Here is a 15145-nt window from a genome sequence, read left to right as displayed (position 1 = left end):
CACTGCAGCGGAGTCAAACCGCCAGAACTGCGTTTCAGCTGCGGGGATAGGGTCGCCACCGTGGTTTCTCGTACGTCCCGCGCCGCCGCGATCCGCACGCGCATCTTCGACGTCGGGTACCGCGGTGCGGTGCGGCCCGTGCTGTTCCGCACCGGCGGAGGCGACCCGGAGGCCGCCCACCACGACACGCTGCGGCGGCTGGCCGCGCTCGCCGAGGAGCCGCGCCGCCTGGCCGCCGTCGCGCGGCTGCAGCGCGCGCCCGAGAGCCCGGTGACCGTCGCCGGCATCACCTTCCCGCACCGGGTCGGCCTGGCCGCCGGCGTCGACAAGGACGGCCTGGCCCTGCGCGCCTGGCCCGCGCTCGGCCTCGGGCACGTCGAGCTCGGCACGGTCACCGGTCAGCCGCAGCCGGGCAACCCCGAGCCGCGCCTGTTCCGGCTCCCCGCAAGCCGGGGGATCATCAACCGGATGGGCTTCAACAACGCCGGCGCCGCCGCGCTCGCGGCCCGGCTGCGCGAGGTCGGCCAGGTCGGGATCCCCGTCGGCGTGAGCATCGGCAAGACCAAGGTCGTCCCCGTCGAGGACGCGGTCGATGACTACCTCACCAGCGTGCGCGCGCTCGACGGGCTGGCCGACTACCTCGCGGTCAACGTCTCCAGCCCCAACACGCCGGGGCTGCGCTCGCTGCAGGACAAGGAGCCGCTGCGCGAGCTGCTCGCCGCGATCACCTCCGAGGCCGCGCACCTGGCCCGGCGCCGCGACGCCCGGCCGGTCCCCGTCTTCGTCAAGGTCGCGCCCGACCTCACCGACGAGGCGCTCGACGAGGTGCTCGAGGTCGCCCACGAGGCCGACGTCAGCGGGGTCGTCGCGACCAACACCACGCTGTCCCGCGACGGCCTGGCGGCCCGCGACCTGCCCCTGGCCGACGAGGCCGGTGGGCTCTCCGGGGCGCCTCTGACCCGGCGCTCGCGGTACGTCGTCGGCCGGCTCGCGCAGGCCACGCACCTGCCCGTGATCGGGGTGGGCGGGGTCATGACGCCCGACGACGGGGTCGCCCTGGTCGACGCCGGCGCCCAGCTGGTGCAGGTCTACACCGGGCTGATCTATCGCGGCCCCGCCCTGGTCACCGCCCTGGCGACCCGGCTGGCGGCGGGCTCCGCCGGCGCTCCGCCCTGGTCGACCGGCTCAAAGGACCACGCATGATCAACCGGTCCACCGTGTCCACGCTGCGGCGCAGCTGGCCGATGGTGGTGCTGGTCGTGCTGGGGCTCATCGCGCTGATCGCCTACGGCTCGCGCGGCGGGGGCGACGGGTCCGCGGAGCCGACGCGGACGTACGCCACCACGACCGACCAGGGCGCCTGGTCGCCGAGCCCCTCCGGCGGCTCCTCGACCGGGCGCGGCACCGACGGCGCCACCCGCAGCAGCGAGGGCCCCGAGCGCTCCGACGGCTACGCGACGGTCGCCGCCGAAGACCTGCCGCCCGAGGCGCGCGAGACGATGCGGCTGATCGAGCGCGACGGGCCGTTCCCCTACCGCCAGGACGGCTCGGTGTTCGGCAACCGGGAGCGGCTGCTGCCGATCGAGCCGCGCGGCTACTACCGCGAGTACACCGTGCGCACGCCGGGGGAGAACGACCGCGGCGCCCGGCGCATCGTGGCCGCGCGCGACGGCACGCTCTACTACACCGACGACCACTACGACTCCTTCCGCAGGATCGTGAGCGAGAACCGATGAGCGACGCCGCCGACCAACCCCGCCCCACCCTGCGCACCGCGCTCGCGCAGGGCCGCGGCGGCGGGTTCCGCACCGCCGCCCCCGCCGCCGACGTGCTGCGCCTGGCCGCCGACGCGGGCTGGCGCACCGCCCGCCTGGACACCTCCGGGATCGAGGACAAGGCCGCCCTCATGGATCGCGTCGCGCGCGACCTCGACCTGCCCGCGTGGTTCGGCCGCAACTGGGACGCCCTCGCCGACGCGCTGCGCGACCTGGACGCCACGCCCGGCACGCTGCTCGCCTGGACGGGCTCCGAAGACCTCGAGGAGTCCCTGCGCGAGACCCTGCGCGAGGTGCTGCTGGAGCGGGCCGAGGAGCCCGCGCCGAGCCCCGCTGTCCTGGTGGTGCGCGCGTCCGGCTGAGGCGACGGGCGTAGAATCATTCAACTGTGAACAGTCCCCTCCCCACCGACCACCTCGGAAGCGAGCTGACCGAGCGGGTGCGGGACCGGGTCACCGAGCTCGATCCCGTGCTCGTCCAGGTCCGCCGCGACCTGCACTCCCACCCCGAGCTGTCCTGGCAGGAGACGCGCACCACCGACGTCGTCTGCGAGCACCTGGCCCGCGCCGGCGTACGCCATCGCCGCCTTCCCGGGACCGGTGTCATCGCCGACGTGGGGGCGGCCGAGCCGACCCGCCGGGTCGCGCTGCGCGCCGATCTCGACGCGCTGCCGATCCAGGACCGCACCGGCCTGGAGTACGCCTCGACCATCGACGGCGTCGCGCACGGCTGCGGCCACGACGTGCACACCACCGTGGTCCTCGGCGCCGGGCTGGCGCTGGCCCACGTGCAGGACGAGCTGGAGGCCCAGGGCCGCGCGGTGCGGCTGCTGTTCCAGCCCGCCGAGGAGCGGGTCCCCGGCGGCGCGCACCACATGATGGAGCACGGCGCGCTCGACGGCGTGGACGAGATCTTCGCGGTGCACTGCGACCCCAGCATCGACGTGGGCGAGGTCGGCCTCGCGACCGGCCCGATCACCTCGGCCTGCGACGCGCTCACCGTGAACCTGCACGGCAAGGGCGGCCACACCTCGCGCCCGCACCTGACCCAGGACCTGGTCTACGCCCTCGGCAAGATCGTCGCCGACGTCCCGGCTGCGCTGTCTCGCCGGCTCGACCCGCGCTCGGGCGTGGTGCTCGTGTGGGGCACGGTGCACGCCGGCAACGCCCAGAACGTCATCCCCGCCAGCGGCTCGGCCTCCGGCACCATCCGGGTGCTCGACGTCGAGGCGTGGCGCGACCTGGGGGAGCGGGTCGAGAAGATCGTGCAGGAGGTCGCGGCGCCCTACGACGTGAGCGTGCAGACCGAGTACGTCCGCGGCGTGCCGCCGGTGGTCAACCAGGCGGCGTCGGTGCTGGCGCTCAGCCGCGCCGCGAGCAGCGCGCTCGGCCCGGCCGCCGTCGTGCCGACGCGGCAGTCGCTCGGCGGCGAGGACTTCTCCTGGTACCTCGGCGACGTGCCCGGCGCGATGGCCCGGCTGGGCACGCGCACGCCGGGCGGGACGACGTACGAGCTCCACCAGGGCGACCTCGTCGTCGACGAGCGCGCCATCGGTCACGGCGCGACGCTGCTGGCCGGCGCGGCGCTGTACCACGGTGCGGGAGACGCCACCTCGCCCATCCGGTAACGGTTGGATCACCCCGCACGGAGGACCTCCCCGCGGGGCGCGACCCGCGAGTAGAGTCCGGTCGGTTCGTGCCGTCACCAGGCCGAACGGTCCCGCGGCGCAGGCACGTCCACCCCACCAGGCGCCGGGGACGTCCGAGCAACGAAGGAGATCCCGTGCGCCGCGCTCTCAGCATGACCGCCGCATTCACCACTCTCGCCCTGGGACTGACGGCCTGCGGGTCCAGCGACAGCGGCGACGGCGCGGGCGCCTCCGGCGACGGCGCCATGAAGGTCGGCCTCGCCTACGACGTGGGCGGCCGTGGCGACCAGTCGTTCAACGACTCCGCCGCCCGCGGCCTCGACCAGGCCAAGAAGGAGCTCGGCGTCGAGGGCAAGGAGTCCGAGGCCAGCACCGGCGAGTCGGAGTCGGCCCGCGAGCAGCGCCTGCAGAGCCTGGTCGACGGCGGCTACACCACGATCATCGCGGTGGGCTACGCCTACGCGAAGTCGGTCGGCAAGATGGCCAAGGCCAACCCCGACGTGAAGTTCGCGATCATCGACGACGCCTCGGCCGACTCCAAGGGCCCCAACGTCGCCCAGATCACCTTCGCCGAGAACGAGGGCTCCTACCTCGTCGGCGCGGCCGCCGCGCTGAAGTCCAAGAGCAAGCAGATCGGCTTCGTCGGCGGCGTGCAGACCCCGCTGATCAAGAAGTTCGAGGCGGGCTACAAGGCCGGCGCCCAGAAGATCGACCCGAGCATCAAGGTCGACACCACCTACCTCACCCAGCCGCCGGACTTCAGCGGCTTCGCCGACTCGGCCAAGGGCAAGACCGCGGCCGACGGCATGTACCAGAAGGGCGCCGACATCGTCTACCAGGCGGCCGGCGGTTCGGGCGCGGGCGTGTTCAACGCCGCCAACGCCGCGGGCGGTGCGAGCAAGGGCAAGTGGGCCATCGGCGTCGACTCCGACCAGGCGCTGACCGCCGACCCGGCCGTGCGTCCGCTCATCCTGACCTCGATGGTCAAGAACGTGAACGTCGGCGTCTTCGACTTCATCAAGTCGGTCAAGGACGACTCGTTCAAGGCGGGCGTGCGCACCTTCACGCTGAAGGACGGCGGCGTCAGCGTCGCCACCACCGGCGGGCACATCAACGACATCAAGCCGCAGCTGGACGCCCTGCAGAAGCAGATCGTCGACGGCACCATCAAGGTGCCCGCGAGCTGACCTGCGCGGCCCGGCCGCACCTCACGACACCGACCCGGGTGGCGCGCTACCGTGCCACCCGGGTCGTCGTCCCCGCCGAACCGTCCCGCCCCAACCACGACGCCCGCGACGCTGCGGGCCCGGACCAGGAGCGTTCGCCATCAGCGCAGACCCCCAGAGCCCGGCCGGCCAGCTGGCCGTCGAGCTGCACGGCATCACCAAGCGCTTCCCGGGTGTCGTCGCCAACAAGGACGTCGAGATCTCCGTGCGCCGCGGCACCGTGCACGCGGTCGTGGGCGAGAACGGCGCGGGCAAGTCGACCCTGATGAAGATCCTGTACGGCGTGCAGCGGCCCGACGAGGGCACCATCACCATCAACGGCCGGCAGGTCGAGCTGCACAGCCCGACCGACGCCATCGAGGCCGGCATCGGCATGGTGTTCCAGCACTTCATGCTGGCCGACAACCTCACCGTGCTGGAGAACGTCGTGCTCGGCGCGGAGAAGCTGCACGGCATCGGCGGCGCCGCCCGGCGCGAGATCGAGAAGATCAGCCAGGCGTACGGCCTGGGCGTGCACGCCGACGACCTGGTCGCCGACCTCGGGGTGGGCTCCCGGCAGCGCGTCGAGATCCTCAAGGTGCTCTATCGCGGCGCCCAGATCCTCATCCTCGACGAGCCGACCGCGGTGCTGGTGCCGCAGGAGGTCGACGAGCTGTTCGCCAACCTCGCCGAGCTCAAGGCCGAGGGCCTGACGATCATCTTCATCTCGCACAAGCTCGACGAGGTGCTCAAGGTCGCCGACGACATCACCGTCATCCGGCGCGGCACCACCGTGCAGACCGTCGACCCGAAGGGCGTCACCGCGCGCCAGCTGGCCGAGCTGATGGTCGGCTCGCAGCTGCCCACGCCCGACACCGAGGAGTCGACGGTCACCGACCGGGTCGTGCTGCAGCTCACCGACCTCACCCTGCGCAAGGGCGCCGGCCCGGCGGTGCTCGACGACATCGACCTCACCGTGCACGCCGGCGAGGTCGTCGGCATCGCCGGCGTCGAGGGCAACGGCCAGGAGGAGCTCGTCGAGATCGTCATGGGCATGGTCGACTCCGACGCCGGCACCGTGCACTTCGGCGACACCGACATCACCGACTGGCACACCCGGCAGATCCGCGAGGCCGGCATCGGTTACGTCCCCGCCGACCGGCACCGGCACGGGCTGCTGCTCGACGCGCCGCTGTGGGAGAACCGCATCCTCGGCCACCAGACCGAGCCGCCCAACGTCAAGGGCGCGCTGATCGACGCCAGGGCCGCCAAGGACGACACCGAGCGGATCGTGCAGACCTACGACGTGCGCACGCCGGGGATCAACGTCACCGCCGGCTCGCTGTCCGGCGGCAACCAGCAGAAGCTGATCATCGGCCGCGAGATGAGCCACCAGCCGAAGGTGCTCGTGGCCTCCCACCCGACCCGCGGCGTCGACGTCGGCGCGCAGGCCGCGATCTGGGACCACATCCGCGCCGCCCGCCGCGAGGGACTGGGCGTGCTGCTGATCTCGGCCGACCTCGACGAGCTCATCGGCCTGTCCGACACCATCCGGGTCATCCTGCGCGGCCGGCTGGTCGGCACGTTCGACCCCGACACCGTCACCGCCGAGCAGCTCGGGTCGGCCATGACCGGCGCGAGCCAGGAGGAGAGCGCATGAGCCACGCCAGCCCCGAGGCGGAGGCGCCGGGCGGGCCCACCCCGCCGAAGTCGTACGCCCGCGGCCGGGTCGACCTGCGCGCGATCGGTCTCGCGGTGGCCGCCCCCGTGCTCGCGCTGCTCGTCGCGATCGTCGTCACGTCGCTGGTGCTGCTCGCGACCGGCGACCCGGTCGGTGAGGTGTGGCGCCAGATGCTCACCCAGCCGAGCGCCAGCCAGACGGTCATCATCATCAACAGCGCGACGGTGCTCTACTTCTCCGCGATCGCCGTGGCCATCGGCTTCCGGATGAACCTGTTCAACATCGGCGTCGACGGGCAGTACCGCGTGGCCGCGTTCGCCGCGGCCGCCGTCGGCGGCGAGGCGTGGCTGCCCGGGCCGCTCAACATCGTGCTCATCCTGATCACCGCGATGATGTGCGGCGCGCTGTGGGCCGGCATCGCCGGCTGGCTCAAGGTGACCCGCGGCGTCAGCGAGGTCATCTCCACGATCATGCTCAACGCCATCGCCACCGGCGTCGTCGCGTGGCTGCTGGCGCGGGTCGCGGCCGAGCAGGAGGCCGGCTCCAACGACATCGGCACCAAGGACCTGCCGGAGAGCTCGCGCATCCCCGGCCTCAGCCTGGTCCCCGGCACCGGCCGGCAGGTCTACGGCCTGATCTTCCTCGCGATCCTCGTGGGCTTCCTCTACTGGTTCGTCATCAACCGCACCCGCTTCGGGTTCGACCTGCGCGCCACCGGCCGCTCCGAGAGCGCGGCCGTCGCGAGCGGCGTCGACGTCAAGAAGATGGTGCTGGTCTCGATGCTCATGTCCGGCGCCGTCGCGGGCCTGGTCGGGCTGCCGCTGCTGCTCGGCGAGAACTTCAACTACGGCACCGACTTCCAGTCCGGGCTGGGCTTCTCGGGCATCGCGATCGCGCTGCTCGGCCGCAACCACCCGGTCGGGGTCGCGCTCGGGGCGCTGCTGTGGGCCTACCTCGAGCAGCAGGCGGTCACCCTGCCGATCGCCACCGACGTCGACGACTCGATCGTCAAGATCATCCAGGGCGTGATGGTGCTGGCCGTCGTCATCGCCTACGAGGTCGTACGCCGGTTCCAGCGACGGATGGAGCAGCAACAGGTGACCCGCGAGCTGGCCGCCCAGGACAAGCGCCCCGCCGAGACCACCGGGGCGCAGGCATGACCACCGGGCTCGAGGTCGGCACGCACACCGCCGAGCCGCGGCGCGCGCCGCGCCGGGTGCCCCCGAAGTACTGGCTGCTCGGCGCCCTCGCTGGCCTGGTGCTGGTGTCGCTGCTGCGGGTGGTCACCGGCGCCGACGACATCGACTCCAGCGGCGTCGTCAACGCCGCGCTCATCGGTGCGGTGCCGATCGGCCTGGCCGCCCTGGGCGGGCTGTGGTCCGAGCGCGCGGGCGTGGTCAACATCGGTCTCGAGGGCATGATGATCCTCGGCACCTGGGGCGCCGCGTTCGCCGCGATCCAGTGGGGCCCGTGGATGGGGCTCGTCGGCGGCATCGTCGCCGGGCTGCTCGGCGCGGCGCTGCACGCGCTCGCGACCGTCGTCTTCGGCGTCGACCACATCGTCTCCGGTGTCGCGATCAACGTCATCGCGCCCGGGGCGGCGGCCTTCCTCGCGACCCGCACGTTCGTCGGGCTGCAGGGCGGCGGCCCGACCCAGTCGCCCCCGCTGGACCCGCTGCCGCGTCTGTCGGTGCCCGGCATCAGCGAGCCGCTCGGCGACCTCGAGCAGCAGGGCACCTTCCTGCTGTCCGACGTCGCGGGCATCCTGCGCGGGCTGCTCACCAACCTGTCCGTCGTCACCCTGCTCGCGATCGCCCTGGTCGTCGTGTCCTGGTGGGTGCTGTGGCGTACGCCCTTCGGCCTGCGCCTGCGCGCGTGCGGTGAGTCGCCGGTCGCCGCCGAGACGCTCGGCGTCAACGTCTACCGCTACAAGTTCCTCGCCGTGCTGATCTCCGGCGCGATGGCCGGCCTCGCCGGGTCGTTCCTCGCGCAGGTCGCCGCCAACTCCTACCGCGAGGGGCAGACCGGCGGCCGCGGCTACATCGGTCTGGCCGCGATGATCTTCGGCAACTGGCGCCCCGGCGGACTCGCCGCCGGCTCGCTGCTGTTCGGCTACACCGACGCCGCCCGGCTGCGCGGCGGCGGCAGCAACATCCACGCGATGATCCTGGTCGCCGCCGTGGTGCTGCTGGCCGTCGGCCTGTGGCAGCTGGTCAAGAAGGGCAAGACGCTGCAGGGCGTGCTGGCCATCGCCTTCGCCGGTGCGGCGCTGCTGCTCTACCTGCTCACCGACACGGTCAGCAGCGAGCTCGCCAGCACCACGCCGTACGTCGTCACGCTGCTGGTCATGGCGCTCGCCTCGCAACGGCTGCGCATGCCCGCGGCCGACGGCAAGATCTATCGCCGCGGCGAGGGGCAGTGATCCCCGAGGTGGACTGGGCGGCGCTGCGCCGCGAGGCGGTGACGGCCATGCGCACGGCCTACGCGCCGTACAGCGGGTTCCCGGTCGGCGTCGCCGGGCTGGTCGACGACGGGCGGGTCGTGAGCGGCTGCAACGTCGAGAACGCCGCCTACGGCGTCGGCCTGTGCGCCGAGTGCGGCATGGTGTCGCAGCTGCACCGCACCGGGGGCGGGCGGTTCGTCGCCGTCGCATGCGTGAACCGCGACGGCGCGGCCCTCATGCCGTGCGGCCGCTGCCGCCAGCTGCTCTGGGAGAACGGCGGCCCCGACTGCCTGCTCGACACCCCCGAGGGCGCGCTGCCCATGCGTGAGGTGCTGCCGCAGGCGTTCGGCGCCGACGACCTGCACCCCGCCTGACCACCTCAAGAATGAGCGAGACGACCAGGCATGCCTGGTCGTCTCGCTCATTGTCGGGTGTCTCGAGCGAGGTTCGCGCAGGTCACCGGGGGATAAGGATTAACCGGTTCACCCCATCGGGCGGCACTTCTTTGCCAGGCTGACGTGACCCGAGTCACACCCCGCGGCTCCCCGGCACCCGAAGGACCCGATGGACGCGCACCGACCTCCACCCGACGCCCGGCCCTGGCACCCCGCGCAGGGGCACTCCCGACGAGACGTGATCCGGATGATCGGCGGCGCGGCGTTCGCCGTGCCGATCGCCTCGGCCCTCGCCGGCTGCGGCGGGCAGGACACGGCCAGCACGCTGCGGGTGAGCTATCAGCAGTTCGGCTCCGGGCAGGTGATGCGCAACTACATCACCGAGGTGGCCCGCCAGTTCAGCCAGCAGCGGCCCGAGCTCGCGGTCGACCTGGTGCCGCTGGTCGCGGCCGAGAACGACTACTTCACCAAGAACGACCTGATGATGAGCTCGCCGCGCACCGCGACCGACCTGGTCTACGAGGACACCTTCATCCTCAACTCCGACGTGGCGGCGGGGTACCTGCGCCCGATCGACGACTACCTCGCCGACTGGCCGCAGTGGCGCTACTTCCAGCCCGTCACCCGTGACGCGGTCAAGGCCGAGGACGGCAAGCGCTACGGCGTCCCGACCTCCACCGACACCCGCGCGATCTGGTACCACTCCGAGCTGTTCCGCCGGGCCGGCCTGCCGGTGCCGTGGCAGCCGCGCACCTGGGCGGACGTGCTGACCGCCGCCCGCACGATCAAGCGCCGGCTGCCCGGCGTCATCCCGCTGAACCTGTACGCCAGCAAGGCCTCCGGCGAGAAGACCTCGATGCAGGGGTTCGAGATGCTGCTCTACGGCACCGACTCCACGCTGTACGACCAGGACGCCCGCAAGTGGGTGCTCGGCAGCAAGGGGTTCCTCGACAGCCTCGGCTTCGTGCGCACCCTGTTCGCCGAGAAGCTCGGACCGCCGCTGAACAGCGCGCTCGACCCCAACCTCAGCGAGCAGATCAACAACGCCTGGTTCCCCCAGGGCAAGATCGCGATGGCCGTCGACGGCAGCTGGATCAGCTCCGCCTGGCGCGAGGGCGCGTCGGGAGAGTGGCCGCAGGCGGCCCAGGTCATGCGCATGGCGCGGATGCCGACCCAGCGCGGCCAGGCGCCGGGGATGGTGACCCTCTCGGGCGGCTGGCTGTGGGCCCTGCCCGCCAAGGCATCGCGCCCCGACCTCGCCTGGGAGCTGCTCAAGGTGCTGGCCAGCACCGAGAACATGACCGACTTCACCGTCGCCGACGGCAACGTCACGGTGCGCACGGACGTCGCGGCCCAGCCGGCGTACCGCAACGGCTCGCCGTTCATCCCCTTCTTCACCGACCTGGTGAAGAACACGACGTACCGACCGGCGCTCGCGCCGTACCCGCAGGTGTCCAACGCGATCCAGATCGCCTCCGAGTCCGTGATGCTCGGCGGGTCACCCGCCGCGGCCGCGAAGGCGTACGACAGCACGGTCACCGGCATCGTCGGCCCCGACCAGACCATGCGGGAGGCGTGATGGCGACCGTCACCGAAACCGTTGAGAAGAAACACGATTCGCGGCCTCGGCTGAACCCGCCGAAGCGCCGCCCCGGCCGGGCGATCCCCACGCTGCCGGCGCTGGTGCTGCTCGGCGTCTTCCTCGCCGGGCCGGTGATCTACAGCGTCTACCTGGCCTTCACCAACCGCGCGCTGCGCGGCGAGGGGTCGTCGGAGACGTCGTTCGTGGGGCTGGAGAACTTCCGCACCGCGTTCGACAACCCCGAGTTCTGGAACTCGGTCACCCTGACGCTGATCTTCACCGTGCTGTCCGGCGTGATCGGACAGAACGTCCTCGGCATGGCGCTCGCGCTGCTGCTGCGCCGCTCGGCGACCTGGGTGAACGTGCTCACCTCGACGGTCGTCGTGGGCGCGTGGATCGTGCCCGAGGTCGTCGCCGGATACCTCTGGTACACCTTCCTGTCCGACGGCGGGTCGCTGAACAACCTGCTCGGCTTCCTCAACCTACCGAGCCAGGACTGGCTGATCGCCTCACCGATCGTCGCGGTGTCGTTCGCCAACGTGTGGCGGGGGACGGCGTTCGCGATGCTGACCTACTCGGCGGCCCTGTCGCAGGTCGACCCCGCGCTCGACGAGAGCGCGCAGATCGACGGGGCGGGTGTGATCCGGCGGTTCCGCTCGATCACGCTGCCGCTGCTGCGGCCCTCGATCATGACCTGCCTGATGCTGACCACGCTGCAGACCCTGTCGGTCTTCGGCCTGATCTACATCATGACCGGCGGCGGCCCCGGCACCGACAGCCAGACGCTGCCGCTCTACATGTACGAGCAGGCGTTCAGCTTCGGCCAGCTCGGCTACGGCACGGCGGTCGCGCTGCTGCTGCTCGCGATCGGCGGCGTCGCCGCCCTCGCCTACCTGAAGGTGCTGCCCGAGGAGGACAAGCGATGACCGCCGGGTCGGTCCCGACCACCCAGCAGGCCGCGCCCGGACGCTCGGCCAGCGCCCGGCGTACGTCGGTGAAAATCGGCAGCTCCGCGGTGCTGCTCGTCGTCGCCGTGCTGTTCTGCATCCCGCTGCTGTGGGTCGTGCTGGCCTCGATCAACCCCAGCGCCAACCTGTCGGTCGAGTGGCCCGCGCAGGTGAGCACGCAGAACTACCGGGCCGTGCTGAACGAGGAGACGACCTACCGACCGATCTGGAACTCGCTGCTGCTGTGCGGCGGCGGCACGATCCTGACGATCGTGTGCGCGGCGCTCGCGGCATACCCGCTCAGTCGGTATGCCTCGCGCGCCAAGCGGCCGTTCCTGCTCACGATCATCTTCGCGGCCGGGCTGCCGATCACCGCGATCATGATCCCGGTCTACGCGATGTTCGTGCAGGTCAACCTGATCGACTCGATGCTCGGCGCGATCGCGTTCCTCGCCGCGTCGTCGCTGCCGTACGCCATCTTCATGATGAAGAACTTCATGGACGGCGTGCCGCGCGAGCTGGAGGAGAGCGCCTGGACCGAGGGCGCCGGCGTGCTGCGCGCGCTGTGGTCGATCGTGCTGCCGCTGATGCGGCCCGGCACGGCCGTGGTCACGATGCTCACCTTCGCCAAGATGTGGGGCGACTTCTTCGTGCCGTTCATGCTGCTGCTGTCGCCGGACAAGCTGCCGGCCTCGGTGAGCCTGTTCACCTTCTCCTCGCAGTACGGCCAGGTGCAGTACGGCCAGCTCGCCGCCTTCTCGATCCTCTACACCATGCCCGTGGTGCTGCTCTATCTCGTGCTCGGCCGCCGGTTGCGCGACGGGTTCGTGGCGCAGGGCGGGGTCAAGGGGTAGGGCGGGTCGAGGGGCCTCGAGGGATAGGCCGCCGACCCCCGCAAAATGATCGAGACGACCAGGCATGCCTGGTCGTCTCGATCATCGTCGGGTGTCTCGAGCGTCTATCAGCTCGGGAGCTCGGTGGGCATCGAGGGCATGGACGGCATCGACGGCATGGAGGGCATCGACGGCATCGAGGGGACCGCGCCGGACTTCATCGCCTGCGGGGCGCACTGGCCCGAGATCGAGACGAACTTCGCCTGGTCGGCCGGGTCCATCTGGGTGGGCTGCCCGTCCTTCATGGCGTTGAGCGTCTTGGCCGAGAGGCTGTCGTAGCCCTTGTCGACGATGCAGTTGGCAAACTTGTCCTGGTCGAGCGCGCCGCCGCTGGAGTCGTTGGTGGCGTAGAAGTTCTTCAGTCCGGCGACGACGTCCTCGCGCGAGGGCTTGTTGCCGTCGTCGGCGCCGCCGCCGTCCTCGCTGCTGCTGCCCCCGTCCTCCGACGAGCCGGAGTCGTCGGACGAGCCGTCGGTCGGCGTGGCCTGCGGCGCGTCGGACGAGCCGCCCGGCTCCGAGGCCTGCGAGCTGCCGGCCGGGGTGGAGGCCGACTCCTCGCTGCTGCTGTCGAGCATGCCGCACCCCGACAGCACACCTGTGGCAGCGAGCATCAACGCGGCTGCCGTGACTCGGGACTTGGTCTGACGCATGCGGTCCTCCTCGGCGCGCCGTCGCGCGCGGGCTCATGAGCGATTCGGCCCCATGATGGTGGCCGGGGGTTGGACGGGGGAAGTCCGGGTCCGGTTCCCGCCGAGTTGGCCCACCTCCAGCCCGAGCAGGGGCGTCCTAGGATCCGGGCATGTCCTTCGCCGCTGTCGACGTGATCCGCACCAAGCGCGACCGGGGGGAGCTGACCCCCGAGCAGATCGACTGGGTGGTCGACGCCTACACCCGCGGTGACGTGGCCGACGAGCAGATGTCGGCGCTCGCGATGGCGATCCTGCTCAACGGGATGACCGGTGCGGAGATCGCCCGGTGGACGCAGGCGATGATCGCCTCGGGGGAGCGGATGGACTTCTCCGGCCTGTCGCGCCCGACCGCCGACAAGCACTCCACCGGCGGCGTCGGCGACAAGATCACCCTGCCGCTCGCCCCGCTGGTCGCGGCGTGCGGCGTCGCCGTGCCGCAGCTGTCGGGCCGCGGCCTCGGCCACACCGGCGGCACCCTCGACAAGCTCGAGGCGGTCCCCGGCTGGCGCGCCGCACTCAGCAACGCCGAGATGCTGGCCCAGCTCGACGACGTGGGCGCGGTGATCTGCGCGGCCGGCGACGGGCTCGCGCCCGCCGACAAGAAGCTGTACGCCCTTCGCGACGTGACCGGGACCGTCGAGGCGATCCCGCTGATCGCCAGCTCCATCATGAGCAAGAAGATCGCCGAGGGCACCGGCGCGCTGGTGCTCGACGTCAAGGTCGGGTCGGGTGCGTTCATGAAGGACGCCGACCGCGCCGGCGAGCTGGCCCGCACCATGGTGCAGCTCGGCACCGACGCCGGCGTGCGCACCGTCGCGCTGCTCACCGACATGTCCACCCCGCTCGGGCTGACGGCCGGCAACGCGCTCGAGGTGCGCGAGTCGGTCGAGGTGCTCGCGGGCGGCGGACCGGCCGACGTGGTCGAGCTGACCGTGACCCTGGCGCGCGAGATGCTTTCTGCCGCAGGCGTTTCCGACGTCGACCCTGCCGAGGCGCTCGCCGACGGACGGGCCATGGACGTGTGGCGCCGGATGATCCGGGCGCAGGGCGGCGACCCCGACGCGGACCTGCCGACCGCGCGCGAGACGGAGGTCGTCACGGCCGACCGCGACGGCGTGCTCACCCGGCTCGACGCGTTGCAGGTGGGGGTCGCCGCGTGGCGGCTCGGGGCCGGCCGGGCGCGCAAGGAGGACCCGGTGCAGGCCGGCGCCGGGGTGGAGCTGCACGCGAAGCCCGGCGATGACGTACGGGCCGGGCAGCCGCTGCTGACCCTGCACACCGACACCCCCGACGCCTTCGAGTCGGCGCGGCGCGACCTCGACGGTGCCTGGGAGATCGGCGAGTCCGCCGCCGACCGGCCGCCGCTGGTCATCGACCGCGTCGGCTGAGCCGCGGGCCGCTCGGCCCTCCCTCCTGGGCATGAAACCGGGTTACGTGCGTTTGACCCTGATGCATTCGGGTCAAACGCACGTAACCCGGTTTCATGGGCTGGGGCGGGCATAGGGTCGACCCGTGCCTGAGCTGCTGACCGACCCCGTCCAGATCCCCGTGCCCGGCGGCAAGATCATCGCCGAGCATGTCGGCGCCGCGAGCACCGGCGACACCGCCGTGTCCGTCGCGCACATGAAGGCGCCGCCCGGGTGGGACGAGCCGTTCCAGACGCCGGAGTTCGACGAGATCACGCTCGTCCTCGCCGGAACCGTGCTGGTCGACCACGACGGCGGCCGGCTCGAGGTGGGCCCCGGCCGGTCGGTGCGCACGCGGCCGGGGGAGCGGATCCGCTACTCCTGCGGGCCGCAGGGCGCGGAGTACGTCGCGATCTGCCTGCCGGCGTTCACGCCCGACACGGTGCACCGCGACGACGAGTGAGTCGCCGGCGGGAGGCGG

The 15145-nt window shown here is 72.0% G+C and carries 15 protein-coding genes; 14 read left to right on the top strand and 1 reads right to left on the bottom strand.

Going from position 1 to position 15145, the window contains the following annotated elements; translation table 11 throughout:
* Nucleotides 1–60: 60 nt before the first annotated feature.
* The 12 genes from FB554_RS10975 (at nt 61) to FB554_RS10920 (ending at nt 12530) form a co-directional block, all read left to right on the top strand.
* Entirely contained in the window at nt 61–1203 is a 1143-nt protein-coding gene (locus FB554_RS10975; RefSeq protein ID WP_236022376.1) for a quinone-dependent dihydroorotate dehydrogenase, read from the top strand.
* Nucleotides 1200–1736, top strand: a complete 537-nt coding sequence (locus FB554_RS10970; protein WP_236022375.1) for a guanyl-specific ribonuclease — start codon at nt 1200–1202, stop codon at nt 1734–1736. The genes FB554_RS10975 and FB554_RS10970 overlap by 4 nt, the downstream gene beginning before the upstream one ends.
* Nucleotides 1733–2137 (top strand): barstar family protein, encoded by a 405-nt coding sequence (locus FB554_RS10965; protein WP_142006033.1) that lies wholly within the window; start codon nt 1733–1735, stop codon nt 2135–2137. Before FB554_RS10970 ends, FB554_RS10965 begins: the two co-directional genes overlap by 4 nt.
* 26 nt (nt 2138–2163) lie before the next feature.
* Nucleotides 2164–3402, top strand: a complete 1239-nt coding sequence (locus tag FB554_RS10960; protein WP_142006031.1) for an amidohydrolase — start codon at nt 2164–2166, stop codon at nt 3400–3402.
* Nucleotides 3403–3575: 173 nt separating this feature from the next.
* The gene (locus tag FB554_RS10955) at nt 3576–4610 is read left to right on the top strand and encodes a BMP family lipoprotein (protein WP_142006029.1); all 1035 of its coding nucleotides are present in this window, start codon (nt 3576–3578) and stop codon (nt 4608–4610) included.
* A 172-nt stretch (nt 4611–4782) separates the two neighbouring features.
* The gene (locus FB554_RS10950) at nt 4783–6288 is read left to right on the top strand and encodes an ABC transporter ATP-binding protein (RefSeq protein ID WP_392426384.1); all 1506 of its coding nucleotides are present in this window, start codon (nt 4783–4785) and stop codon (nt 6286–6288) included.
* The gene (locus FB554_RS10945) at nt 6285–7469 is read left to right on the top strand and encodes an ABC transporter permease (RefSeq protein WP_142006025.1); all 1185 of its coding nucleotides are present in this window, start codon (nt 6285–6287) and stop codon (nt 7467–7469) included. The genes FB554_RS10950 and FB554_RS10945 overlap by 4 nt, the downstream gene beginning before the upstream one ends.
* Entirely contained in the window at nt 7466–8731 is a 1266-nt protein-coding gene (locus FB554_RS17370) for an ABC transporter permease (RefSeq protein ID WP_142006023.1), read from the top strand. Before FB554_RS10945 ends, FB554_RS17370 begins: the two co-directional genes overlap by 4 nt.
* A complete protein-coding gene (locus tag FB554_RS17365) occupies nt 8731–9126 on the top strand; it encodes a cytidine deaminase (protein ID WP_236022461.1) in 396 nt (131 codons plus the stop codon). The genes FB554_RS17370 and FB554_RS17365 overlap by 1 nt, the downstream gene beginning before the upstream one ends.
* A gap of 268 nt (nt 9127–9394) precedes the next feature.
* Nucleotides 9395–10726 carry an extracellular solute-binding protein gene (locus FB554_RS10930; RefSeq protein ID WP_244937448.1) on the top strand — a complete coding sequence of 444 codons (1332 nt, stop codon included), beginning with the start codon at nt 9395–9397 and terminating at the stop codon, nt 10724–10726.
* The gene (locus FB554_RS10925; RefSeq protein WP_142006017.1) at nt 10726–11655 is read left to right on the top strand and encodes a carbohydrate ABC transporter permease; all 930 of its coding nucleotides are present in this window, start codon (nt 10726–10728) and stop codon (nt 11653–11655) included. The genes FB554_RS10930 and FB554_RS10925 overlap by 1 nt, the downstream gene beginning before the upstream one ends.
* Entirely contained in the window at nt 11652–12530 is an 879-nt protein-coding gene (locus FB554_RS10920) for a carbohydrate ABC transporter permease (RefSeq protein ID WP_142006015.1), read from the top strand. The genes FB554_RS10925 and FB554_RS10920 overlap by 4 nt, the downstream gene beginning before the upstream one ends.
* A gap of 107 nt (nt 12531–12637) precedes the next feature.
* On the opposite strand, the gene FB554_RS10915 is transcribed toward FB554_RS10920, so the two are convergent.
* The gene (locus tag FB554_RS10915) at nt 12638–13219 is read right to left on the bottom strand and encodes a hypothetical protein (protein WP_142006013.1); all 582 of its coding nucleotides are present in this window, start codon (nt 13217–13219) and stop codon (nt 12638–12640) included.
* A 149-nt stretch (nt 13220–13368) separates the two neighbouring features.
* Between FB554_RS10915 and FB554_RS10910 the strand changes: the two genes are divergently transcribed.
* Nucleotides 13369–14646: a thymidine phosphorylase gene (locus FB554_RS10910; RefSeq protein WP_142006010.1), complete on the top strand. Its 1278-nt coding sequence runs from the start codon at nt 13369–13371 to the stop codon at nt 14644–14646.
* 124 nt (nt 14647–14770) lie between these two features.
* Nucleotides 14771–15127 carry a cupin domain-containing protein gene (locus FB554_RS10905; RefSeq protein WP_142006008.1) on the top strand — a complete coding sequence of 119 codons (357 nt, stop codon included), beginning with the start codon at nt 14771–14773 and terminating at the stop codon, nt 15125–15127.
* Nucleotides 15128–15145 lie beyond the last annotated feature (18 nt).

It is taken from the genome of Barrientosiimonas humi, from assembly GCF_006716095.1.
GTDB classification, from domain to species: domain Bacteria; phylum Actinomycetota; class Actinomycetes; order Actinomycetales; family Dermatophilaceae; genus Barrientosiimonas; species Barrientosiimonas humi.
Note: the sequence above shows the minus strand (reverse complement) of the source record. Positions and strands in the feature narration are given on the sequence as shown.

Coding starts and splice junctions, on each gene's coding strand:
- FB554_RS10970 (WP_236022375.1), top strand. CDS start 1,200: ATGATCAACCGGTCCACCGTGTCCACGCTGCGGCGCAGCTGGCCGATG.
- FB554_RS10965 (WP_142006033.1), top strand. CDS start 1,733: ATGAGCGACGCCGCCGACCAACCCCGCCCCACCCTGCGCACCGCGCTC.
- FB554_RS10955 (WP_142006029.1), top strand. CDS start 3,576: ATGACCGCCGCATTCACCACTCTCGCCCTGGGACTGACGGCCTGCGGG.
- FB554_RS10945 (WP_142006025.1), top strand. CDS start 6,285: ATGAGCCACGCCAGCCCCGAGGCGGAGGCGCCGGGCGGGCCCACCCCG.
- FB554_RS17370 (WP_142006023.1), top strand. CDS start 7,466: ATGACCACCGGGCTCGAGGTCGGCACGCACACCGCCGAGCCGCGGCGC.
- FB554_RS10930 (WP_244937448.1), top strand. CDS start 9,395: ATGATCGGCGGCGCGGCGTTCGCCGTGCCGATCGCCTCGGCCCTCGCC.
- FB554_RS10925 (WP_142006017.1), top strand. CDS start 10,726: ATGGCGACCGTCACCGAAACCGTTGAGAAGAAACACGATTCGCGGCCT.
- FB554_RS10920 (WP_142006015.1), top strand. CDS start 11,652: ATGACCGCCGGGTCGGTCCCGACCACCCAGCAGGCCGCGCCCGGACGC.
- FB554_RS10915 (WP_142006013.1), bottom strand. CDS start 13,219: ATGCGTCAGACCAAGTCCCGAGTCACGGCAGCCGCGTTGATGCTCGCT.
- FB554_RS10910 (WP_142006010.1), top strand. CDS start 13,369: ATGTCCTTCGCCGCTGTCGACGTGATCCGCACCAAGCGCGACCGGGGG.